This window comes from Pseudomonas sp. Leaf48, assembly GCF_001421885.1.
GTDB lineage: Bacteria > Pseudomonadota > Gammaproteobacteria > Pseudomonadales > Pseudomonadaceae > Aquipseudomonas.
In genome coordinates this window covers 225705-249234 of record NZ_LMLH01000012.1, presented here as the reverse complement: position 1 = coordinate 249234, position 23530 = coordinate 225705, and the positions used below count along the sequence as shown (strand labels likewise).

The window sequence follows — 23530 nt, the reverse complement described above, 5'->3', positions numbered from 1 at the left end:
GGATCAACCCTCCTTCGCGGGCGTTGGAGCTGATTGACCGCTGTCTTTCAAAGCCTTGGTCACTTCCGGCGGCATGTACTTTTCATCGTGCTTGGCCAGCACTTCGTCGGCCACTACCACGCCATCGGCGTTGATCTTGCCCAAGGCGACAATGCCCTGCCCTTCGCGGAACAGGTCCGGCAGGATGCCGCGGTAGGTGATGGTCACGGATTTGTTGAAGTCGGTGACGACAAACTTCACATCCAGGGAATCGCCGGAGCGCTGCAGCGAGCCCGCCTCGACCATGCCGCCGGCACGGATGCGCGTGTCCTGCGGGGCTTCACCGTTGGCGATCTGGGTCGGTGTGTAAAACAGATTGATGTTCTGCTGCAGGGCGCTCAGGGCCAGGCCGACGGCAGCGCCGACCCCGACCAGGATCGCGAGAATGATGATAAGACGCTTTTTGCGCAGCGGATTCACTTGCCGTTCTCCCGGCGCAGACGACGCGCCTCTTGTTGCAGATACCGCTTGCGGGCCAGGATTGGCGCCGCCACGTTGAGGGTCAGCACCGCCAGGCAGATGCCATAGGCTGACCAGACATACAGGCCATGATGACCCATGGCGATGAAGTCGCCGAATGAAGCAAAACTCATCGAGCGGCCTCCAGGCTGTTTTCCACTTCGGCTTTGACCCAACTGGCCCGGGCTTCGCGCTTGAGCACTTCAAGGCGCATGCGCAGCAGCAGGACCGCGCCGAAGAAACAGTAGAAACCCAACGCCGTCAGCAGCAGTGGCAGCCACATCTCGGCGGGCATCGCCGGTTTTTCCGTGAGGGTGAAGGTCGCGCCCTGGTGCAGGGTGTTCCACCACTCTACCGAGTATTTGATGATCGGGATGTTGATCACACCAACAATCGCCAGCACCGCACAGGCCTTGGCCGCGCTGTCACGATTGCTGATGGCGTTGCCCAGCGCAATGAGACCGAAGTACAGGAACAGCAGGATCAACATGGACGTCAGGCGTGCATCCCAGACCCACCACGAGCCCCAGGTCGGTTTGCCCCAGATCGCCCCGGTGACCAGCGCCACGGCGGTCATCCAGGCACCGATGGGCGCGGCGCATTGCAGGGCGACGTCGGCCAGTTTCATTTTCCAGACCAGGCCGACGATGCCGCACACGGCCAGCATCACGTAGATGGACTGCGCCAGCATGGCAGCCGGGACGTGGATGTAGATGATGCGAAAGCTGTTGCCCTGCTGGTAATCCGGCGGCGCGAAGGCCAGGCCCCAGACCACGCCAATGCCGATCAGCAGCAACGCCGCGACGCTCAGCCAGGGCAGCAGTTTGCCGCTGATGCCGTAAAACCATTTGGGCGAGCCAAGCTTGTGAAACCACGTCCAGTTCATACTCTGTTTCCGTCACGGTTGCTCTTTACTGTGAAGAGCCAGGGCCTGCTTTTTTTCAAAAGGAGTGGTTAATTTTTAACCAGGCCTCATTATTATTCGCCGACGCTGATCTTCAGGCCAGCGGCTATTGCAAAAGGTGTCAGAGTTATCGCCAGGGCGGTCAGGCTGCCAAGCCACAGGAGATAACCGGTCGCCGGCATGCCCTGCAAGGCTGCCTGCAAGGCGCCACTGCCAAGGATCAACACCGGGATGTACAGCGGCAGAATCAGCAGCGCCAGCAACAGGCCGCCGCGCTTCAATCCCACCGTCAATGCCGCGCCCACTGCACCGAGCAGGCTCAGCACCGGTGTACCGAGCAGCAACGAAAGCAGCAACACCGGCAGACAGGCGGCAGGCAAACCGAGCATCAACGCCAGCAAAGGCGCGAGCAACACCAGTGCCAGGCCGGAAAACGCCCAGTGTGCCAGCACCTTGGCCAAAACCAGAAGAGCCAGGGGGTGCGGCGAAAGGACCCACTGTTCGAGCGATCCATCCTCGAAATCACTACGGAAAAGCCCGTCCAGCGAGAGCAAGACCGATAAAAGTGCCGCCACCCAGACCAGTCCCGGAGACAAGGTTTGCAACAATTGAGACTCGGGTCCGACCGCCAGCGGGAACAGCGCAACCACGATGGCGAAAAATACCAGCGGATTGGCCAGTTCCGCGGGACGGCGAAACAGCAGGCGAGCCTCACGGGCGACCAACAGGCCGAACACACTCATACGGCCCAGTTCCCCAGATCAATGTTGCGATAACCGGCCGGCATCCGGCTCAGGGTGTGGTGAGTCGTCAACACCACCATGCCGCCACGTTCACAGTGGCCGGCCAAGTGTTCTTCAAGCTGCGCCACGCCTTGTTTATCGAGGGCGGTAAACGGCTCGTCGAGGATCCACAACGGCGGACTGTCCAGGTACAAGCGCGCCAGCGCGACGCGACGCTGCTGGCCGGCGGACAGGGTGTGGCACGGAACGTCCTCGAACCCACGCAGCCCGACCGCCGCCAAAGCCTGCCATATCGCCTCATGGTCAGCCGGATGATGCAAGGCACACAGCCAGCTCAGATTCTCCTCCGGCGTCAGCAAATCCTTGATCCCCGCCGCGTGACCGATCCACAGCAGATTGCGCGCCAGCTCGCTGCGTTGCGCGTTCAACGGCTGGCCATTGAGCAACACCCGGCCCGCGGTCGGCTGCATCAGCCCGCTCAGCAGGCGTAAAAGACTGGTCTTGCCACTGCCGTTGGGGCCGCTGATTTGTACCATTTCGCCACTGGCCAGTCGCAACTCGAGGTTTTCGAAGAGCAGCCGAAGGTCTCGCTCGCAGGCAAGGTCAACGGTTTGCAGGACGGGACTGGTCAAGGGATCACGGGCCTTATACGGTTCAAGTCGGCACTGGCGCGGCCGTTAAAGAGATGCAGCATAAATGCAATGACGGCTTGTTCCAGAGAGCTGCGTCAAATAATTGCAAAGTTTTCGCCATTTTTGGATACAACGGCGCCGCATTATACATGCCATGCCTTACTCTAAAGAGTGCATTTTCCTCAGGTTGTGACCGCGTATGACAGGCGAAATGAACATCCTGCCGCTACCGCAAATCCTCCCGGCGACTTCGCGCCCGCAGGTGCTCAGCGGTGAGTTGCTCAAGTTGCAGACGCCGATGGACGGGCTGATCAGCGTCGGTCAAACCGCCCAGGCCGAAGTGTTGTCGCTTAAGCAGACAGACCAGACTTTCCAGATGCTGCTCAAGGTCACACTCGACAGCGGCCGCCAGACCACGGTCCAGACTACCGGTAATCAACCGTTGGCCCTGGGCACCACACTGGTCGTCAGCCAACCCTCGGCCGGCAGCCTGGCCGTGACGGTACAACAGGCCATTGCTTCCAGCATCGCCACCCTCACCAGCCTCGACACCGCGCAACTGCCCGTTGGCACCTTGCTGCAGGGTAAAGTGCTGACCTCGCAAGTGCTGCCCCGGTTGCCCGGCCAGCCCCTGGTATTTCATTCGATGGTGAGCCTGCTCAACACCGCACTGAGCGGCAGCACCCTGAGCATCGACAGCCCGCAGCCCTTGCGCATCGGCACCTTGTTGAGCGCGCAGGTGCAGGACGCCCAGACCGTGAAATTCGTGCCTCTGAGTAGTCGTCAGGAACAACTGGCGGTGACCCGGCAACTGGTCGACCAGCAAAGTCGCCAGGGATCGCTGGATGGCTTGCTCAACCTCCTGCAGAGCCTTCCACCCTCAGACCAGACATCCGCTGAGTTGCGCAGCGCCGCTACCCGTTTGCTCGCCGGCCTGCCGGATGTTCAACAGTTGAGTACGGCCAAAGGCCTTGCCCAGGCCCTTGCCGGCAGCGGTGTGTTTCTCGAAAGCAAACTGCTCACCGGGCAAAACCCGACGCTGGCGCCCGACATGAAGGGCGATCTGCTCAAACTGGTGGCGCAATTGAGTCAGGGCCTGCCGACCAACACCAGCCTCGGCGCGATCGTTGCGGCCAACACCCTCGCCCAGACCATGCCGAGTTTCGTGCGCAACGCCCTGGGCATGCTCGGCCAGGTCAGCGCCAAACCGTCGCCGACCGGCTTTCCGCTTGCCGAGCGCCAACTGCCAGGCGCCGAGGGTGAGGATGACCTCGAACACCTGCTGCGCCTGGCCGCCGCCGCGGTTTCACGCCTGCAGAGCCACCAGCTGGCAAGCCTGGAACAAACCGGCGTCACCGCCGACGGACGGCTGATGAGCACCTGGCAGCTGGAAATCCCGATGCGCAATCTGCAAGACATCGTGCCCTTGCAGGTCAAGTTCCAGCGTGAAGAGGCCCCTGAGCACGACCACCCCAATGAGCGCCGCGAAGAACGCGAAACGAAACAACAACTATGGCGTGTAGAGCTGGCCTTCGACATGGAACCCTTGGGCCCCTTGCAGATTCAGGCACAGTTGATCAAAGGCAGCCTGTCCAGTCAGCTGTGGGCCGAACGGCCTTATACCGCCAGCCTGATTGAAAGTAACCTGGCCGCTCTGCGCGAACGCCTGCTGTCCTGCGGCCTGAACGTCGGCGACCTCGACTGTCACCACGGCTCGCCGCCCCAAGGCCCCCAAACCCGCCTCGATCAACGCTGGGTCGACGAAACCGCATGAAAAACCCCAACGCCCCACGCCAGGCCATCGCCCTCAAATACGACGGCAGCCACGCCCCTACCCTCACCGCCAAGGGCGACGAAGAACTGGCCGAAGAAATCTTGCGCATTGCCCGCGACTGCGAAGTGCCAATCTATGAAAACGCCGAGCTGGTGAGAATGCTGGCGCGCATGGAGCTGGGGGACAGTATTCCTGAGGAGCTGTATCGGACGATTGCCGAGATCATTGCGTTTGCCTGGAACTTGAAGGGGAAGTTTCCGGCGGGGCAGGATCCGGATGCGCCGAGGGTGGAGAAGGATATTAGCGAACGCGGGGATGACTATTGAGGTTTCGAGGACGCCCTCGCGAGCACGCTCCATCAGGTAATCTGCGGTGAACACATGTTCTGTGCCGGACATAGAACCACTGTAGGAGCGAGCACGCTCGCGATGGAGGTATGAGCGCCGCGTTTCTCCAGGAGACCCGCGTCATCGTTAACGTCCATCGCGAGCATGCTCGCTCCTACAGATTTCTATCAGTGCTTGTGCAACTTGCTCATCAACTCCGCCTCAGCCTGGGTCAAGCCACAGGACTGAGTCAGTTCATCAACGCTGGCGCCCATGCCGACCAGCCGCGCCGCCTGGGCGAACGACAGGCTGGTTGGGTCGCGCTGTTCCAGCTGGGCCAGTTTGTCCGGCAGCGGCGCGACGATCGAGCGCAGTTCGTGCAGGTCTTCGCCCATGCGCACATTGCCGTTCTGATAATCGTCAACGCGCTTGGCCAGGTCCTTGATGCGCTGTTCGCGCAGCACATCGCCCTTGGCCTGTTGTGCGGCAATCAGTTTCTGCGCGCGAATGTACGCCAGGAACATTGCCAGGGTGCCTGCCCAGAACAGGAACAGGACAATGACCGCAACCTCGAGAATCAATCAGATGTTCTCCAGTTCCGACCATTCTTCTTCGCTCATCATTTTGTCGAGTTCGACCAGGATGAGCAGTTCGTTGTTCTTGTTGCACACGCCTTGAATGAACTTGGCGGACTCTTCGTTACCGACGTTCGGCGCGGTCTCGATTTCCGACTGCCGCAGGTAAACCACCTCGGCCACGCTGTCGACCATGATCCCGACCACTTGCTTGTCGGCTTCGATGATGACGATACGGGTGTTGTCGCTGATCTCGGCATTCATCAGGCCGAAGCGCTGGCGGGTGTCGATCACGGTGACGACGTTGCCGCGCAGGTTGATGATGCCCAGCACGTAGCTGGGGGCACCGGGAACCGGGGCGATTTCGGTGTAACGCAGCACTTCCTGGACGCGCATCACGTTGATGCCGTAGGTCTCGTTGTCCAGCTTGAAGGTGACCCATTGCAGGATCGGATCTTCGGAACCCTTTGCCGCCGTTGCCTTGTCGTTCATACCCTGCCCCCTCAAAAAACCGCCCTGGCGGTGTGTGTTCCGTGCGACGCCATCGAGTGGCGTCGCTAGTCTGTTATTCGGCTTATGTGTGCTTGTGGATCGGCTTGACGCCGGCCATTTGCTTTGCCCCGCCACTGGCGATCAATTCGGCCAGCGAGGCGACATCAAGCAAAGCGCACATGTGTTCGATCACCGTGCCGGCCAGCCATGGCCGCTGACCTCGATGACTTCTCCATTTGATTTCGTTCGGGTCCAGGCGCAATGAGCGGCTGACCTGATGCACCGCCAGACCCCACTCGTAGCCCTGGACCGAAATGACGTATTGCAGGCCCTGCCTGAAATCGTCGCGGTATCGATCCGGCATGACCCAACGCGCGGTATCCAGCACCTTCAGGTTGCCGGCCTGACTGGGCAGGATGCCCAGGAACCACTCCGGCTGGCCGAACAACGGCGTCAGCTCTTGGCCGGCCAGGGAATAGATCGATCCCAGGCACACCAACGGCACCGCCAGGGTCAACCCGGCAACATCGAACAGCAGGCATTCGAAAGGCTCTGCCGCCCAGGCCGGACGACCGTCGGCTTGCACAGGTGGCGGCGTGTTGCCCGGTGGCAGATGCACTTCGACCACCGGTGGTACCAGGGCCTGGGGCACCTCGACCGAAGACTCCACGAGGGCTTGCGGCACTTCGACCACCGGCGCCACTAGCGCTTGCAGCAGCGGTGCGATGGTCGAAACCGGTGCCAGAACGGGAGATGCTGTTTCGGTCACTACCGGCTTGGCCACAGGAACTGCAGAAGCAACGTGCGGTACGGCGACTGCAACTTTCTGTGCGTCACGTGCCTGTTCTTCGAGTACGGCGGCCTGGAATTCATCCAGTACGCCCTGCTCTTCGATAGCCTTGACCGCTTCGACGACTTCCTCCACCACGGGGAGCGCTTCGAACGCCTCCAGGGTTGCGTCTTGCAGCAGATTGTCCAGATAAGACTGCAACGCCAGTTGCGGGCGCGATGTCGTGTTGACCAGTCGACTCATGAGCGCTCACCTGCAGAAGCGACGGAGCGACGATTCCACTTGCTCGCGAAACACTCCCGGAAAACGCGATCATTCAGACAGCCCGCGCTATCGTTGTCGTCCATCGCGAGCAAGCTTGCTCCTACAAAAGCCGAGGTCATCTCAGGCCACCTGCGGGACAAGTTGTGCGGTCAGCAGATGCTTGAGAAGCGCACGGTATGCGAGGACGCCACGGCTCTTGCCGTCGAACTGTGAAGGCGTGAGCCCGGCCCGGCTGGCGTCGCGCAGCCGCGTGTCCACGGGGATGTAGCCCTGCCAGATTTCTTCCGGGAACTTGTCGCGCAACACCCGCAGCGTCCCGAGGGAGGCTTGCGTGCGGCGGTCGAACAAGGTTGGAATGATGGTGAACGGCAACGCCTGTTTGCGTGACCGGTTGATCATCGCCAGGGTGTTGACCATGCGCTCCAGGCCTTTGACCGCCAGGTGTTCGGTCTGCACCGGGATCACCAGTTGCTGGCTCGCCGCCAGGGCATTGACCATCAACACACCGAGCAAGGGCGGGCTGTCGATCACCGCGTAATCGAAGTCCTGCCACAGCTGCGCCAGACTCTTGGCAATCACCAGCCCCAGACCACTCTGGCCCGGCGACTGACGTTCAAGGGTGGCCAGGGCGGTACTGGACGGCAACAGGGAGATGCGCTTGTCGCTGGTCGACAGCAGCAACTGGCCGGGCAAGCCTTGGGGCACGCTGCCCTTATGCAAAAACAGATCGTAGTTACTGTGTTCCAGACTGTCCGGATCGTAACCGAAATAGCTGGTCATGGAGCCGTGGGGGTCGAGGTCGACGACGACCACGCGCTTGCCCGCTTCGGCCAGCAAACCGGCTAAGGCGATAGAGGAAGTGGTTTTACCAACACCACCCTTTTGATTGGCGACTGCCCAGACTCTCATTCGGATTGTTCCTCCCGGCCCAATGAACCAACCGAGAAATAGCTCAACGTGTTAATGCGGGTGACGGAGAATTGACGGCACTCTCTCGTACCGGCGCCTTGGCCGGGGTCGGTGCAGTTTGTGTGCCAGCACGCTTCAATGCCGCATCCGGTTGCGCATGAGCAGTGCCGGTGCCGGTCAGGCTGCGGCGCACATCAAGGTTGCGCGACACCACCAACACCACCCGGCGGTTGCGTGCGCGACCTTCGGCGGTCGCGTTATTGGCCACCGGCTGGAATTGACCGTAACCCACCGAGGCCAGGCGACCGGGGTTCACCCCCTGCATCGCGAGCATGCGCACGATGCTTGCAGAACGGGCCGACGACAGCTCCCAGTTGGTCGGGTATTGCGCGGTGCGGATCGGTTGATCGTCAGTAAAGCCTTCGACGTGAATCGGGTTGTCGAAGGGTTTCAGGATCGCCGCCACCTTGTCGATGATATTGAATGCAATGTCGCTGGGCATGGCGTCGCCGCTGCCGAACAACAGGCTGGAATTGAGCTCGATCTCGACCCACAACTCATTGCCGCGCACGGTCATCTGATTGGAACTGATCAGGTCACCGAAGGCCGCACTGATGTCGTCGGCAATGCTTTTGAGCGGATCGCTGGCACCGGCGACGCCGGCATCGACCTGCTCACTGTCCTTGACCAGGGGCTTGGCCGGGGTCACGGTCTTGGGCCGCTCTTCGCCGATCGGGATCGGCTTGAGGGCGCTGTCGTTATCGGCGAATACCCCGATCAACGCCTCGGAGATGATCTTGTACTTGCCTTCGTTGATCGACGAGATGGAGTACATCACCACGAAAAAGGCGAACAGCAAGGTGATGAAGTCGGCGTAGGAAACCAGCCAACGTTCATGGTTTACATGTTCTTCATGCTGGCGACGACGGGCCATGAGGTTATTCCCTTAATCCATGAAGCCCTGGAGCTTCAACTCAATGGAGCGAGGGTTTTCACCTTCGGCGATCGACAGGATCCCTTCCAGCAACATTTCGCGATAACGTGACTGGCGCAAAGCGATGGATTTGAGCTTGGCGGCGATGGGCAGCAGCACCAGGTTGGCACTGGCCACACCGTAGATGGTAGCGACGAAGGCCACGGCAATGCCGTTACCCAATTGTGACGGATCGCCCAGGTTGCCCATGACGTGAATCAGGCCCATCACCGCGCCGATAATACCGATGGTCGGCGCGTAGCCGCCCATGCTCTCGAAGACTTTGGCAGCTTCGATATCGCGGCTTTCCTGGGTGTAGAAATCAACCTCCAGAATACTGCGGATCGCTTCCGGCTCGGCACCGTCAACCAGCAGTTGCAGGCCTTTGCGCGCGTAGCTGTCGGGCTCGGCATCCGCTACACCTTCAAGGCCGAGCAAGCCTTCCTTACGGGCGGTCAGGCTCCAGTTCACCACGCGATCGATGCCACCGGCCAGATCGACACGGGGCGGGAACAGAATCCACGCCAGAATCTGCATGGCGCGCTTGAACGCGCTCATCGGCGATTGCAGCAATGCCGCACCAATGGTCCCGCCGAGCACGATCAGCGCAGCCGGGCCGTTGGCCAGTGCGCCGAGGTGGCCGCCTTCGAGATAGTTACCGCCGATGATGGCGACGAACGCCATGATGATGCCAATCAGGCTTAGAACATCCATTAGATACACGCCTCGGCCAAATGCCTGCCAATGTCGTCCAGGCTGTACACCGCGTCGGCGAGTTCAGCTTTGACGATGGCCATCGGCATGCCATAGATCACACAACTTGCTTCGTCCTGGGCCCATACAGCACTGCCAGCCTGCTTGAGCAGGCGAGCGCCTTCGCGACCGTCGGCGCCCATGCCGGTCAGCACCACCGCCAGAACTTTGTCGCCGTACGACTTGGCCGCAGAACCGAAGGTGATGTCCACGCACGGCTTGTAGTTGAGTCGGTCGTCGCCCGGGAGGATTTTCACCGCGCCCCGGCCGTCGATCATCAATTGCTTGCCGCCCGGTGCCAACAGCGCCAGGCCCGGACGCAGAATGTCGCCGTCTTCGGCTTCCTTGACGCTGATATGGCAGAGTTTGTCCAGACGCTCGGCAAACGCCTTGGTGAAGGCCGCCGGCATGTGCTGAACCAGCACGATCGGCGCCGGGAAGCTGGCCGGCAACTGGGTCAGGACGCGCTGCAGGGCAACCGGGCCGCCGGTGGAGGTGCCGATGGCAACCAGTTTGTAGGCTTTACGCTTGGGTGCCGGTGACGAATGACTGGCGGCTGGCACACGGGCCGGGATCGGAGCCGGGACCGGTCGCACGGGCGCGTTGCTGGCATAGCTGCCGATGCTCGAAGACGCAGTTGTCGGGGCAGGTGCAGCGACAGGAGCCGGGGCGCTGTAGGAGCGGACAGGACGGTTACTGCGCGAGATGCTGAGAATCTTCTCGCACAACAGTTGCTTGACCTTCTCGGGGTTGCGCGAAATGTCTTCGAAGTTCTTCGGCAGGAAGTCCACCGCACCGGCGTCCAGAGCATCAAGGGTGACGCGAGCACCTTCGTGGGTCAGCGAGGAAAACATCAGGACCGGCGTCGGGCAGCGCTGCATGATATGCCGCACTGCCGTGATGCCGTCCATCATTGGCATTTCGTAGTCCATGGTGATCACGTCGGGCTTGAGCGCCAGCGCCTGGTCGATCGCATCTTTGCCGTTGGTCGCCGTGCCGACAACCTGGATGTTCGAATCCGCCGAAAGAATTTCCGAGACGCGGCGGCGGAAAAACCCCGAATCGTCCACCACCAGGACCTTGACTGCCATAAACACTCCGTTAGACAGAGCGAGGCTCAGTCGCCCCGCTCCACCAGAATCAAATACGCCGTGTGGCGTAACGCTTGAGCATGCTCGGTACGTCGAGAATCAGCGCGATGCGGCCGTCACCGGTAATGGTGGCGCCGGACATGCCCGGGGTTCCCTGGAGCATCTTGCCCAAAGGCTTGATGACCACCTCTTCCTGGCCCACCAGTTGATCGACGACAAAGCCGATCCGCTGGGTGCCCACCGAAAGGATCACCACATGGCCTTCACGCTGCTCTTCGTGAGCGGCGGATCTGACCAGCCAGCGCTTGAGGTAGAACAATGGCAGTGCCTTGTCCCGCACGATCACCACTTCCTGGCCGTCCACCACGTTGGTGGTCGACAGGTCGAGGTGGAAAATCTCGTTGACGTTCACCAGCGGGAACGCAAACGCCTGGTTGCCTAGCATGACCATCAGGGTCGGCATGATCGCCAGGGTCAACGGCACCTTGATGACGATCTTCGAACCCTGGCCCTTGGCCGAGTAGATGTTGATCGAACCGTTGAGCTGGGAGATCTTGGTTTTCACCACGTCCATGCCCACGCCACGCCCGGACACGTCGGAGATCTCGGTCTTGGTCGAAAAGCCCGGGGCGAAAATCAGGTTGTAGCACTCGGTGTCGCTCAGTCGGTCGGCGGCATCCTTGTCCATCACTCCGCGCTTGACCGCGATGGAGCGCAGGACGTTCGGGTCCATGCCCTTGCCGTCATCGGAGATCGACAACAGGATGTGATCGCCTTCCTGTTCTGCCGCCAGGATCACCTTGCCACCCCGGGATTTGCCCGAGGCTTCGCGTTCTTCCGGTGACTCGATGCCGTGGTCGACCGCGTTGCGCACCAAGTGCACCAGCGGGTCGGCCAGGGCCTCGACGAGGTTCTTGTCGAGGTCGGTTTCTTCGCCCACCAGCTCCAGGTTGATCTCTTTCTTGAGCTGGCGAGCCAGGTCGCGAACCAGCCGCGGGAAGCGCCCGAAAACCTTCTTGATCGGTTGCATCCGGGTCTTCATCACCGCGGTCTGCAGGTCGGCCGTGACCACGTCGAGGTTCGATACGGCCTTGGACATGGCCTCATCGGCACTGTTGGCACCCAGGCGAACCAGACGGTTACGCACCAGCACCAACTCGCCGACCATGTTCATGATTTCGTCGAGTCGCGCGGTATCCACGCGTACGGTGGTCTCGGCTTCGCTGGCTGGCTTTTCCACTGGCGCCGCAGCGGCGGCACGAGCTGGAGCCGGAGCAGCGGCAGGCGCTGGCACTTTTGCTTCGGGCGCCTTGGCAACCGGTTTGGCTGCCACGGCCTTAACGACGGAAGTCGCAACGGCGGCATTGCCGCCATCCACCGCCGTGGCGGTACCGACTTCGCTGAATTTGCCTTTGCCGTGCAATTCGTCGAGCAGCGCTTCGAACTCGTGATCGGAAATCAGATCGCTGCCGGCCGCCGCTGCAGTCGGCGCCGCGGGTGCAGGCACCGCAGCAATGGCCGACTCCAGGGCCTCGACAGCAAAATTACCCTTGCCATGCAACTGGTCCAGCAGTGCTTCAAATTCGTCGTCAGTAATATCGGAACTGTCGCCCGCCGCTTTCGGCGCCTCTGGCGCTGCCGCAGTCGGGACCAGCGCATCAACGGCAAACTGGCCCTTGCCGTGCAGTTGATCGAGCAACGACTCGAACTCGGCATCGGTGATTTCATCGCTGCCCGCAGCGGCGCTGACCGGCGCAGGAACAGGTGCCGGCGCCTCGGCCTGAGCCTTGACGGCGTTCAGCGAGTCCAGCAGTTGTTCGAATTCATTGTCGGTGATATCGCCCGTTTCGGCTTCAGCCAAAGGCGTTTCAACCACTGCAGTGACAGCAGCCACTTCGTCAGCCGATTGCGGCTCGGCCAGGCGGGCCAGTGCCGCAAGCAATTGTGGTGTGGCAGCGGTGATCGGGCTGCGCTCGCGGACTTCGCTGAACATGCCGTTGACCGCGTCCAGCGCTTCGAGAACCACATCCATCAGTTCCGAGTCGACGCGACGCTCACCCTTGCGCAGGATGTCGAACACGTTCTCGGCGATGTGGCAGCACTCCACCAGTTCGTTGAGCTGGAGGAACCCGGCGCCCCCCTTTACAGTGTGGAAACCGCGAAAAATTGCATTGAGCAAGTCAGCATCATCAGGTCGGCTTTCCAGCTCGACCAGCTGTTCGGACAGCTGCTCCAGAATCTCGCCAGCCTCCACCAGGAAATCCTGAAGGATCTCTTCATCGGCGCCGAAGCTCATGTATGGGGTGCTCCTAACAGGTCTAAAAACCTAAAAAACCTAAAATTTCAAAACCCTAGGCTGGATAGCAAATCGTCCACATCGTCCTGACCGGACACAACGTCTTCTCTTTTATCGGCATGAATCTGCGGACCTTCACCCTGAGAGAGATGTTTTTGTGGATCTTTTTCGGCAAGCATCGCTTCACGGTCATGCTCGATGCCCGCAAAGCGGTCCACCTGGCTGGCCATGAGCACGAGCTTGAGCAGGTTGCTTTCAACTTCGGTGACCAGTGTGGTCACACGTTTGATCACCTGACCGGTGAGGTCCTGATAGTCCTGAGCAAGCAGGATGTCATTCAGGTTGCTCGACACCGCACGATTGTCCGTGCAGCTGCGCGCCAGGAAACCATCGACTCGCCGCGCCAATGCACGGAACTCCTCAGCCCCGACTTCACGGCGCATGAAGCGTCCCCAGTCGGTGCTCAAGGCCTGGGCTTCATCAGCCAGGCTGTTGACCAGTGGCGTGGCGCTTTCCACCAAATCCATGGTGCGGTTGGCTGCGGCCTCGGTCAGCTTGACCACATAACCCAGACGCTCGGTGGCGTCGGTGATCTGCGAGACCTCCTTGGCCTGCGGCATGTTCGGGTCAATCTGGAAATTGACGATGGCGCTATGCAGTTCGCGGGTGAGCTTGCCCACTTCCTGATACAGGCCGCGGTCACGGGTCTGGTTGAGCTCATGGATCAATTGCACCGCTTCGCCGAACTTGCCTTTCTCAAGGCTCGCGACCAGTTCGACGGCGTGTTTTTTCAGGGTCGATTCAAAATCGCCCAATGAAGACTCGTTATTGCCCATAGCTCCCCCGTGGCGCGCTCATCAACCGATGCGTTCGAAAATCTTCTCGATTTTTTCTTTCAACGCTTGGGCCGTGAAGGGTTTGACCACATAGCCGTTGACGCCGGCCTGGGCCGCTTCGATGATCTGCTCGCGCTTGGCTTCAGCGGTCACCATCAGCACCGGCAAGTGCTTGAGCTTTTCATCGGCGCGCACGTGACGCAACAGATCGATACCGGTCATGCCAGGCATGTTCCAGTCCGTTACCAGAAAGTCGATACTTCCGCTGTTGAGCACCGGAATGGCAGTGGTGCCATCGTCGGCCTCGACGGTGTTGGTGAACCCAAGGTCACGCAGCAGGTTCTTGATGATCCGCCGCATCGTTGAGAAGTCATCAACGATGAGGATTTTCATGTTCTTGTCCAATTCGACCTCCAAGCAGTCTTAAGCGCGCCCAGCACCTGGACGCGCCATTTCAATCAATCCGGCAAAGCACTCGATGACTGTCTGGAGCACAACAGATCGCGACCGGTGCCGTTCAAATCCGCACCAGTCTCGTTCGCAGTGTCCCCACACTGCCTTCAGCGCGCTCGCCACTCCCCCAAACGCCCCCGCAAACGGGCCGCGCACTGGCTGTGTAACTGGCTGACCCGAGATTCGCTGACCCCCAGGACCTCTCCGATTTCCTTGAGGTTCAGTTCTTCGTCGTAGTACAGCGCCAACACCAGTCGCTCACGCTCCGGCAAATTGGCAATCGCGTCCGCCAGCGCTGCCTGGAAGCGTTCATCTTCCAGATCGCGTGACGGCTCCAGATGAGCACTCGCGCCATCCTCGTGCAGCCCTTCGTGTTCGCCGTCCTGCAACAGATCGTCGAAACTGAATAACCGGCTGCCCAGGGTGTCGTTCAAAATCCCGTAATAATCGTCGAGACTCAATTGGAGTTCGGCCGCAACCTCGTGATCTTTAGCGTCACGGCCGGTTTTAGCTTCAATCGAGCGAATTGCGTCGCTGACCATGCGGGTATTGCGGTGGACCGAACGTGGCGCCCAGTCCCCCTTGCGCACTTCATCGAGCATCGCGCCGCGGATTCGAATGCCCGCGTACGTTTCGAAGCTCGCGCCTTTGCTGGCGTCGTATTTGGTTGAAACTTCGAGCAGGCCGATCATCCCGGCCTGGATCAGGTCTTCGACCTGGACACTGGCCGGCAGACGCGCCAGCAAGTGGTAAGCAATGCGTTTGACCAGCGGCGCGTAACGCTCGATCAGCTCGTACTGCGCGTCACGCGCCGACTTCTTGTAGAGGTTGTAACCGCTGGCTGTCATAGAACCGGACCTGCGGTTTGCTGCACCAGACGCTCGACAAAAAACTCAAGATGCCCACGGGGGTTGGCAGGCAGCGGCCAGGCATCGACCTTCTGCGCGATCGCCTTGAACGCCAGCGAACACTTGGAACGCGGGAACGCTTCGTAGACCGCTCGCTGCTTCTGCACAGCCTTGCGCACGCTTTCGTCGTAGGGCACCGCGCCGACGTATTGCAAGGCGACGTCGAGGAAGCGATCGGTGACCTTGGTCAACTTGGCGAACAGGTTACGCCCTTCCTGCGGACTTTGAGCCATGTTGGCCAGGACGCGGAAGCGGTTCATGCCGTAGTCGCGATTGAGCAACTTGATCAAGGCGTAGGCGTCGGTGATCGAGGTCGGTTCGTCGCAGACCACCAGCAACACTTCCTGGGCTGCGCGAACGAAACTGACCACCGACTCACCAATGCCCGCAGCGGTGTCGATCACCAGTACGTCGAGGTTGTCGCCGATATCACTGAAGGCCTGGATCAGGCCGGCGTGTTGCGCGGGGCTCAGATGCACCATGCTCTGAGTCCCGGATGCGGCCGGGACGATACGGATGCCGCCGGGGCCCTGCAGCAGTACATCGCGCAGTTCGCAGCGGCCTTCGATCACGTCGGCCAGGGTACGTTTGGGTGTCAGCCCCAGCAGGACGTCAACGTTCGCCAGGCCCAGGTCGGCGTCCAGCAACATAACGCGCCGGCCAAGTTCAGCCAAAGCCAGGGACAAGTTCACTGACACGTTAGTTTTCCCGACGCCACCTTTGCCGCCGGTCACCGCGATCACCTGTACAGGATGCATGCTGCCCATGTTATTTCACTACCTTGTCTTGCATAGACGGAGGCCACATTACTGGCTGCGCGTTCGCAAACGGAACAATGCATGGCAGACCATCGATGTAGGTACAAAATCTATTCATTATTACCTCAGCCAACCTGCTTGGTCGGACTGTGGTAGATATCAGCGAACATGTCAGCCATGGCTTCTTCGCTGGGCTCTTCCTGCATTTGCACACTGACGGCGCGGCTGACCAACTGGTGACGACGGGGCAGATGCAAATCATCCGGGATCCGCGGTCCATCAGTCAGGTAAGCCACCGGCAGCTCATGGCCGATCGCCAGGCTCAACACCTCGCCCAGGCTCGCCGTCTCATCCAGTTTAGTCAGAATGCAGCCAGCAAGCCCACAGCGCTTGTAACTGTGATAAGCGGCAGTTAGAACCTGTTTCTGGCTGGTGGTTGCCAGAACCAGATAATTTTTTGAACGGATGCCGCGACCGGCCAGACTTTCGAGCTGCATGCGCAACGCCGGATCGCTGGCCTGCAGGCCGGCGGTATCGATCAACACCACCCGTTTGCGCAGCAACGGCTCCAGCGCCTGCACCAGGGATTGGCCCGGATCGACGTGGGTCACCGACACATTGAGGATGCGTCCGAGGGTCTTGAGTTGCTCCTGGGCACCGATGCGGAAACTGTCCATGCTGACCAGCGCGATGTTCTGCGCGCCGTACTTGAGCACATAACGCGCCGCCAGCTTGGCCAGGGTGGTGGTCTTGCCCATGCCGGCAGGACCCACCATGGCGATCACACCGCCCTCTTCCAGAGGTTCGACTTCCGGGGTGACGATCATCCGCGCCAGGTGCGCCAGCAACATGCGCCAGGCCTGACGCGGCTCCTCGATATCCGTAATCAGCCCCAGCAGGTCGCGTGACAACGGGCCGGACAGGCCGATACGTTGCAGGCGACGCCAGAGGTTGGCCTGATCCGGACGGCTGCCTTGCAGTTGATTCCAGGCCAGGGAGCCGAGCTGGACTTCCATCAGTTCGCGCAGGCTGTTGAGTTCAAAACGCATGGAGTCGAGCGCACGAGGATCGACACCTGCCGCCGCAGCCGGGGCCGGAGCGGGACGCCGCGGCTCGGCCAGGGTCGGTTCGATCAGCGGCTCGGCGGCTGTCAGGGGCAGGCCGGCGAACAACTGGCGATTGGTTGCATTGTCGCTCTCGCCTTCGCCACGCAGGCTCAGTTCGGCCTGGGCGGTGACGATCCGCGACTGGGTCTTGCGCAGCTCGTCTTCGAGTTCCATGTTCGGAACACGAGGCGCCAGCGCCGACAATTTGTAGTCGAGCGCAGCCGTCAGCTCGACACCACCGGCGATCCGGCGGTTGCCAATGATGGCGGCATCAGCGCCCAGCTCATCACGAACCAGCTTCATGGCCTGACGCATATCGGCGGCGAAAAAACGCTTAACTTGCATAAACCACTACCTCAGCCGTTGGGGCCTACTGTCGCAACGATGGTCACTTGCTTGTTGTCAGGAATTTCCTGGTAAGCCAACACATGCAAACCCGGGACTGCCAGTCGGCCGAATCGCGAGAGCATCGCGCGAACCGGACCGGCTACCAGCAGAATCACCGGCTGACCTTGCATCTCCTGACGCTGTGCCGCATCGATCAACGAGCGCTGCAGCTTTTCAGCCATGCTCGGCTCCAGCAGAACACCCTCTTCTGAGCCCTGCCCTGCCTTCTGCAGACTATTGAGCAATATTTGTTCCAACCTTGGCTCCAAGGTGATCACAGGCAGCTCGGAGTCAGTGCCTACAATGCTTTGCACGATTGCACGGGACACGCCGACGCGCACGGCGGCCACCAAAGCGGCAGTATCTTGACTCTTGGCGGCGTTGTTAGCGATGGCTTCGGCAATGCTGCGAATGTCGCGCACCGGCACCTGCTCGGCCAGCAACGCCTGCAGAACCTTGAGCAGTTGCGACAGCGAAACCACACCCGGAACCAGCTCTTCGGCGAGTTTTGGCGAGCTTTTTGCCAGCAATTGCATGAGTTGCTGCACTTCTTCGTGACCGATCAGTTCACTGGAGTGCTTGTACAGAATCTGGTTCAAGTGGGTGGCCACGACCGTGCTGGCGTCGACCACGGTGTAACCCAAGGATTGCGCCTGTGCCCGCTGACTGATTTCGATCCAGACCGCCTCCAGGCCAAAAGCCGGATCTTTGGCGGTTATGCCATTGAGCGAGCCGTAGACTTGCCCCGGGTTGATGGCCAATTCGCGGTCAGGGTAAATCTCTGCTTCAGCGAGAATCACCCCCATCAAAGTCAGGCGATAGGCGCTTGGCGCCAGGTCGAGGTTGTCGCGGATGTGCACGGTCGGCATCAAAAAGCCCAGATCCTGGGACAGCTTCTTGCGCACCCCCTTGATCCGCGCCAGCAACTGGCCGCCCTGGTTGCGGTCCACCAGCGGAATCAGGCGATAACCGACTTCCAGGCCAATCATGTCGATCGGCGTGACGTCGTCCCAGCCAAGCTCCTTGGTTTCCATGGCGCGGGCCGGTGATGGCAGCAGCTCCTGCTGGCGCTTGACCTCCTGCAGTGCCTGAACCTTCACCGCATTCTGCTTTTTCCAGAACAGGTAAGCGCCACCGGCTGCGAGGGCGGCCATGGTCAGGAAGGAGAAATGCGGCATGCCGGGCACCAGGCCCATGACGGCCATCAGGCCGGCCGCTACTGCCAGCGCCTTGGGCGAGGCGAACATCTGCCGATTGATCTGCTTGCCCATGTCTTCCGAGCCGGAAGCACGGGTCACCATGATCGCCGCCGCTGTCGATAACAACAGTGATGGCAATTGCGCCACCAAACCGTCACCGATGGTCAGCAGCGCGTACACCCGGCCGGCATCACCGAAGCTCATGCCGTGCTGGAAAATCCCGACCGCCATGCCACCAATCAGGTTGATGAACAGAATCAACAGGCCGGCGATGGCGTCACCGCGAACGAACTTGCTGGCACCGTCCATCGAACCGTAGAACTCGGCCTCCTGGGCGACTTCCGAGCGACGGGCCTTGGCCTGGGCCTGATCGATCAATCCGGCGTTGAGGTCGGCGTCGATCGCCATCTGCTTGCCGGGCATCGCATCGAGGGTAAAACGCGCGCTCACCTCGGAAATCCGCCCGGCACCCTTGGTCACCACGACGAAGTTGATGATCATCAGGATCGCGAAGACCACGATACCCACCACGTAGTTGCCGCCGATGACTACCTCACCGAAAGCCTGGATCACCTTGCCCGCGGCGGCGTGGCCGTCCTGGCCGTGGAGCATCACCACTCGCGTGGAGGCCACGTTCAACGCCAGCCGCAGCAACGTCGCCACCAGCAGAATGGTCGGGAACACGGCGAAATCCAGCGGACGCAAGGCGTACACGCAGACCAGCAGCACGACAATGGACAGGGCAATGTTGAACGTGAAGAACACGTCCAGCAGGAACGGCGGCACCGGCAACATCATCATCGCCAGCATGACCAGCAGCAACAACGGCACGCCCAGATTGCCACGACTTAAATCGGCAACGTTCGTGCGGGCTGTGTTGATTAACTGAGAGCGATCCACCGGTATTCCCCGTTCCTTTAAAGCAAACTTTTGACGCCAGAAGCGGGCGCAGGGCGGCTACTGCAAGAAGCCTTCCAACTTTGGCGGGAGGTTGAAATGGAGGTTTTTTGCAGAAAAAAGATCGCAGCCTTCGGCGGCGAGACTATCAGTTCTGCTAGTACCCAATCCCAACTCAACGCTCAATACTGAACACCAGCACTTCGGCCCCTCGGAGCACTCACCATGCGATCACAACCTACCACCCTGCTTTGCCGTTATGGCTACGACCCTCTTGATCGACTCACCCGCCACACGCTGGTGAACACCCTTGAGCGCCAGCGATTTTACTGCACAAGCCGACTGGCCACCGAGATACAGGGGGCGACGCGCTATTCGATCTTCCAGCATGGTGACCAGCTACTGGCGCAACAGCAAAGCGAAGGTAATGCCCTCGATACCACGCTACTGGCCACCGATCAGCAGCGTTCGGTGCTGCAGGTGGTCAAAACCAATCATCCACGACAACCCATTGCCTACTCGCCCTACGGATGCCGGCCCGGTGAAAACGGGTTACTCAGCCTGCTCGGTTTCAACGGCGAACGGCCGGATCCGGTGACCGGGTGTTATTTGCTGGGGAATGGATATCGGGCGTTTAATCCGGTGTTGATGCGATTTAATAGTCCGGACAGTTGGAGTCCGTTTGGCAAGGGCGGGTTGAATTCATATACGTACTGCCTGGGAGACCCAATCAATCTGTGCGACCCTCAGGGGCACACGGCGTTTGCGCTAGCCATCAAGACAGAACATTTACCCGGCTACATACTAAGAGCAATAAAAAATAAAGCATGGGCAAAACTAAACACGCGAGCCCCGCGATCTCAGCGCCTGAGAGATAAAGCGTTTCGTAAATTAACAGAATCCACAAAAGACGAATTCGTACCAAAATTAAAGGAAAGCGCGTTATCAGAAATGCGACTCAAAGCATCGGGACATATCACACCATTCAACCCCCCAGAGACTCCGGGCTTATCCAGAGAAAAATACAACAACCATAAAGCAGAGGGCATTCCATTCGATGAGTTCGGCATTCCCAACCCAAAACAAGCCATTATAACAACGAACAACCACCAAGAGATTTTACGTACAGATTTTTTTGACGACGCTATAGGCCATTTTCACCACCAAGCCAGTAGACCCGCTCCGCAAGGGTATAAATCACGGATGAAAAAAAATGCCGGTTCCGCGTATATTGAAAGATCAGAATACATTCAAAGATACGCTTCAGAATACGATCAAGCTTCGCGATCTTCCTCACTCACTACTCATGAAGAAACAAAGCGCGTCAGAGAGTAAAAATCCATGAAAATGGGGACTGAAAATAGGGACAGATTTATTTAAGAGAACATAAATCTGTCCCCATTCTGGCCCCGGCTACGAGGTACCGAACACGTACTCGCTACCTACGAATGGATTCTACGTCGCTACTGCTAGAACTGCCTCTGCGTGACAACGAAGTGCCATTGATATTAATGGATCTGGAACTAGAATTATTTACAACTGTGCCGCCAGACGATCCTGGCTGCGCAGCGCTTTGACCAGCAATAGGACCTTTGGAAAAATTTACAGAACGGAAATCCCAATTAACCATAACTTCTTCATATGTAGGAGGACTAGCAAGCGAGGAAGAAGTAGAGGTAGTGGAAACATTTGAGACACTGTCACGAGGTCTTGGCATATCTCTCGCCACCGCATATGACGGAGGGGGACGGCTCCCTGCAATACTGATGGCACGATATCTGATTGCCCCACCAAACCGCCCTATAGTCATCGCAGCCCCCCCAAGCGGTACGGCGATCCAACCAATCGTTTTGAGATCTGGATTACCAATAATCGTCCCCACCGCAGCAGTCACTGTTCCAGCAAAAGTAACACCCGCCCCCAGCACCTGTAGGACAAACATGAAAGAGTGCCCAGTCGGGTCACTCCGATTGATTGGATCTGCGCCACAGTACGAATACGCGTTGAAGCCCCCCTTCCCAAACGGACTCATACTGTCCGGACTGTTAAACCGCATCAGCACCGGGTTGAACTGGCGATAGCCGTTACCCAAATGATAATGTCTGGTCACAGGGTCCGGCCGCTCACCATTGAAGCCAGGAACACTGGGCAAACTGATACCACCAAGTCGATGGCCGTAGGGTGTGTAAGCAAAGGGATACAGCCGACTTGCCTCGAGCGCGCTCGACACCGAACGTTGTTGGTCCGTCGCCAGCAGCGTGGCGACAACCTTCCCGCCCTCGCACTGCTGTTGCGCCAATAGCTGGTCGTCGTGCTGCACAATACTGCGTTGGACTGCGGATTGTATTTCGCTGCTCAGGCGCTTTTGGCAGTAAAAGCTCTGTATGGCAGCCTGTTGAAAGGGTGTGCATTCGACCTGGCGATCAAGCGCGTCGTACCGATATCTGCCCAATGGGGTACCACGAGTTGAGGTAGGCATTGACTGCTCCGTGCATGATCCAAATACGAGCCTTGAGCATCTTTCTTTTTTCAGTCGTTGCCTACTATCAGAACTGTTAGTATTTTGACCTGGAAATGTGTGGAAATGGGGACAGATTTATTTAAGAGAAAATAAATCGGCCCGCATTCTGGTCGTCGGCGAAGCAGATAATCGAACAAGTCTGCAGCGGCAAGACTATCAGTTCTGCTAGTACCCAACTCCACCGCATCGATCAATACTGAGTGCCAGCATTTCGGCCCTCGGACCACTCACCATGCCATCGCAACCGCCACCCCTGCTTTGCCGTTATGGCCATGATCCCCTTGATCGACTCATCAGCCAAACACTGCTGAACACCCCTGCACGCCATCGTTTCTACTGCAAAAGCAGGCTGGTGACCGAGATACAAGGTGCGATGCACTGTTCAATCGTCCAACACGGTGACCAGTTGTTAGCGCAGCAACAAAACGAGGCTGGCGCAATCGACACCTCACTACTGGCTACCGACCTGCAGCGTTCGGTGCTGCAAACGCTCAAGGGCAATCAACCACGACAAGCCATCACCTATTCGCCCTATGGCCATCGCCCCTTTGCGAGCGCAATACTCAGCCTGCTCGGCTTCAACGGCGAACGGGCAGATCCGGTGACCGGGCATTATTTATTGGGGAATGGGTATCGGGCGTTTAATCCGGTGTTGATGCGGTTTAATAGCCCCGACAGCCTGAGTCCGTTTGGGGAGGGAGGACTAAATGCATATACGTATTGCGCGGGTAACCCTATTAATACGGCAGACCCAACAGGTCACTCGCCCACAACTTTACAGACTATCAGTAATGCTCTCATTTCCAAGCTATCTGGAACAAAAGGCCTTAAACCAACACTAAAGGCTCTTGAACGTACATACATAAAGGCGGGTGGTGAGGCGAGTATCATTGCGGAGGCAGCAAAGCGCAGCCTAACGCCCCAAGCTTATTTAGTTGAAAAAACTGTAGCCAGCAGACTAGAAAAAATTGATAAACACTTTAAGCACTTTGTAAACTTCAAAGAAAACCTAACTAGCACAGACCAAATAAGCACATTAACAACTCTTACAAGAGACAAAATCTCCAAGCACGTCAATATCATGACAAACATCAAGAACGATTCCAACACATCAATAAGCAAAAGCCTGGATAAGGATGTAAGTTCAAAACTAATGCTTACCGATAGATTTGGGAGCACAGAATCCTCGCGAATCGGCCAAGAAAGGATGCGCACTTTTCACCAGAAAAAAATCGTTCGCCCCCCTGTCGAACAACTCGATTACTTAGACGTGATTTTTACCGACCATAGATTTCGAAGTGCTTATTTTAGCGAAATAAGAAAGTGACACTTTATCGCAAACAGGCCAACTCGAATATGGAGAGCAACAACGAAAATAGAGGGATTTTCAGGGATGTGTTTCGCCTGAACCGGCCTCATCGCGGGCAAGCCACGCTCCCACAAGT

Annotated in this window: 24 protein-coding genes; 4 read left to right on the top strand and 20 right to left on the bottom strand. The window is 58.9% G+C overall.

The annotated features are described in order from the left end of the window. Nucleotides 1-3: 3 nt before the first annotated feature. The 5 genes from ccmE to ccmA all read right to left on the bottom strand — a co-directional run bounded on the left by ccmE (nucleotide 4) and on the right by ccmA (nucleotide 2777). Nucleotides 4-459 (bottom strand): cytochrome c maturation protein CcmE, encoded by a 456-nt coding sequence (gene ccmE, locus ASE98_RS11240; protein WP_060541439.1) that lies wholly within the window; start codon nucleotides 457-459, stop codon nucleotides 4-6. After that, the gene (ccmD, locus tag ASE98_RS11235) at nucleotides 456-632 is read right to left on the bottom strand and encodes a heme exporter protein CcmD (RefSeq protein ID WP_060541438.1); all 177 of its coding nucleotides are present in this window, start codon (nucleotides 630-632) and stop codon (nucleotides 456-458) included. The genes ccmE and ccmD overlap by 4 nt, the downstream gene beginning before the upstream one ends. Then, nucleotides 629-1384 (bottom strand): heme ABC transporter permease, encoded by a 756-nt coding sequence (locus tag ASE98_RS11230; RefSeq protein WP_060541437.1) that lies wholly within the window; start codon nucleotides 1382-1384, stop codon nucleotides 629-631. Before ASE98_RS11230 ends, ccmD begins: the two co-directional genes overlap by 4 nt. A 92-nt stretch (nucleotides 1385-1476) precedes the next feature. Next, nucleotides 1477-2145 (bottom strand): heme exporter protein CcmB, encoded by a 669-nt coding sequence (ccmB, locus tag ASE98_RS11225; protein ID WP_060541436.1) that lies wholly within the window; start codon nucleotides 2143-2145, stop codon nucleotides 1477-1479. Continuing rightward, complete coding sequence (gene ccmA, locus ASE98_RS11220) at nucleotides 2142-2777, bottom strand: cytochrome c biogenesis heme-transporting ATPase CcmA (RefSeq protein WP_060541435.1); 636 nt, start codon at nucleotides 2775-2777, stop codon at nucleotides 2142-2144. The genes ccmB and ccmA overlap by 4 nt, the downstream gene beginning before the upstream one ends. Before the next feature lie 199 nt (nucleotides 2778-2976). On the opposite strand from ccmA, the gene fliK reads away from it, so the two are divergent. Together fliK and ASE98_RS11210 are read left to right on the top strand one after the other, a co-directional pair. Further along, nucleotides 2977-4551, top strand: a complete 1575-nt coding sequence (fliK, locus tag ASE98_RS11215; RefSeq protein ID WP_060541434.1) for a flagellar hook-length control protein FliK — start codon at nucleotides 2977-2979, stop codon at nucleotides 4549-4551. Further along, nucleotides 4548-4877: an EscU/YscU/HrcU family type III secretion system export apparatus switch protein gene (locus ASE98_RS11210; protein WP_060541433.1), complete on the top strand. Its 330-nt coding sequence runs from the start codon at nucleotides 4548-4550 to the stop codon at nucleotides 4875-4877. The genes fliK and ASE98_RS11210 overlap by 4 nt, the downstream gene beginning before the upstream one ends. A 188-nt stretch (nucleotides 4878-5065) precedes the next feature. Here ASE98_RS11210 and ASE98_RS11205 read toward each other — a convergent pair whose 3' ends face one another. The 14 genes from ASE98_RS11205 to flhA form a co-directional block, all read right to left on the bottom strand. Next, nucleotides 5066-5458: a DUF2802 domain-containing protein gene (locus tag ASE98_RS11205; protein ID WP_060541432.1), complete on the bottom strand. Its 393-nt coding sequence runs from the start codon at nucleotides 5456-5458 to the stop codon at nucleotides 5066-5068. Further along, a complete protein-coding gene (locus ASE98_RS11200; protein WP_060541431.1) occupies nucleotides 5459-5944 on the bottom strand; it encodes a chemotaxis protein CheW in 486 nt (161 codons plus the stop codon). A gap of 82 nt (nucleotides 5945-6026) precedes the next feature. Next, nucleotides 6027-6977: a CheW domain-containing protein gene (locus ASE98_RS11195; RefSeq protein ID WP_060541430.1), complete on the bottom strand. Its 951-nt coding sequence runs from the start codon at nucleotides 6975-6977 to the stop codon at nucleotides 6027-6029. A 141-nt stretch (nucleotides 6978-7118) separates the two neighbouring features. Next, a complete protein-coding gene (locus tag ASE98_RS11190) occupies nucleotides 7119-7907 on the bottom strand; it encodes a ParA family protein (RefSeq protein WP_060541429.1) in 789 nt (262 codons plus the stop codon). Nucleotides 7908-7950: 43 nt separating this feature from the next. Continuing rightward, nucleotides 7951-8841 (bottom strand): flagellar motor protein MotD, encoded by an 891-nt coding sequence (gene motD, locus ASE98_RS11185; protein WP_060541428.1) that lies wholly within the window; start codon nucleotides 8839-8841, stop codon nucleotides 7951-7953. A 12-nt stretch (nucleotides 8842-8853) separates the two neighbouring features. Then, the gene (locus ASE98_RS11180; protein WP_060541427.1) at nucleotides 8854-9594 is read right to left on the bottom strand and encodes a flagellar motor protein; all 741 of its coding nucleotides are present in this window, start codon (nucleotides 9592-9594) and stop codon (nucleotides 8854-8856) included. Next, complete coding sequence (locus ASE98_RS11175; RefSeq protein WP_060541426.1) at nucleotides 9594-10724, bottom strand: protein-glutamate methylesterase/protein-glutamine glutaminase; 1131 nt, start codon at nucleotides 10722-10724, stop codon at nucleotides 9594-9596. Before ASE98_RS11175 ends, ASE98_RS11180 begins: the two co-directional genes overlap by 1 nt. 49 nt (nucleotides 10725-10773) lie before the next feature. Next, the gene (locus tag ASE98_RS11170; RefSeq protein WP_060541425.1) at nucleotides 10774-13020 is read right to left on the bottom strand and encodes a chemotaxis protein CheA; all 2247 of its coding nucleotides are present in this window, start codon (nucleotides 13018-13020) and stop codon (nucleotides 10774-10776) included. A gap of 47 nt (nucleotides 13021-13067) precedes the next feature. Then, nucleotides 13068-13856, bottom strand: a complete 789-nt coding sequence (locus ASE98_RS11165; protein WP_060541424.1) for a protein phosphatase CheZ — start codon at nucleotides 13854-13856, stop codon at nucleotides 13068-13070. A 21-nt stretch (nucleotides 13857-13877) separates the two neighbouring features. Beyond that, complete coding sequence (locus ASE98_RS11160) at nucleotides 13878-14249, bottom strand: chemotaxis response regulator CheY (RefSeq protein WP_003183998.1); 372 nt, start codon at nucleotides 14247-14249, stop codon at nucleotides 13878-13880. A 167-nt stretch (nucleotides 14250-14416) separates the two neighbouring features. After that, entirely contained in the window at nucleotides 14417-15157 is a 741-nt protein-coding gene (gene fliA / locus ASE98_RS11155; protein ID WP_007894214.1) for an RNA polymerase sigma factor FliA, read from the bottom strand. Then, entirely contained in the window at nucleotides 15154-15984 is an 831-nt protein-coding gene (gene fleN, locus ASE98_RS11150; protein WP_060541423.1) for a flagellar synthesis regulator FleN, read from the bottom strand. Before fleN ends, fliA begins: the two co-directional genes overlap by 4 nt. 116 nt (nucleotides 15985-16100) lie before the next feature. Next, entirely contained in the window at nucleotides 16101-17426 is a 1326-nt protein-coding gene (gene flhF, locus ASE98_RS11145) for a flagellar biosynthesis protein FlhF (protein ID WP_060541422.1), read from the bottom strand. An 11-nt stretch (nucleotides 17427-17437) separates the two neighbouring features. Beyond that, nucleotides 17438-19567 (bottom strand): flagellar biosynthesis protein FlhA, encoded by a 2130-nt coding sequence (gene flhA, locus ASE98_RS11140; protein WP_060541421.1) that lies wholly within the window; start codon nucleotides 19565-19567, stop codon nucleotides 17438-17440. 222 nt (nucleotides 19568-19789) lie between these two features. Between flhA and ASE98_RS25780 the strand changes: the two genes are divergently transcribed. Next, nucleotides 19790-20899 (top strand): RHS repeat-associated core domain-containing protein, encoded by a 1110-nt coding sequence (locus ASE98_RS25780; RefSeq protein WP_082457523.1) that lies wholly within the window; start codon nucleotides 19790-19792, stop codon nucleotides 20897-20899. 103 nt (nucleotides 20900-21002) lie between these two features. Here the strand turns inward: ASE98_RS25780 and ASE98_RS25775 are convergent, their stop codons facing one another. Next, nucleotides 21003-22043 carry an RHS repeat-associated core domain-containing protein gene (locus ASE98_RS25775; RefSeq protein WP_082457522.1) on the bottom strand — a complete coding sequence of 347 codons (1041 nt, stop codon included), beginning with the start codon at nucleotides 22041-22043 and terminating at the stop codon, nucleotides 21003-21005. Between the two features lie 274 nt (nucleotides 22044-22317). Between ASE98_RS25775 and ASE98_RS11135 the strand changes: the two genes are divergently transcribed. Further along, the gene (locus ASE98_RS11135; RefSeq protein ID WP_082457521.1) at nucleotides 22318-23412 is read left to right on the top strand and encodes an RHS repeat-associated core domain-containing protein; all 1095 of its coding nucleotides are present in this window, start codon (nucleotides 22318-22320) and stop codon (nucleotides 23410-23412) included. The last annotated feature ends 118 nt before the right edge of the window (nucleotides 23413-23530 follow it).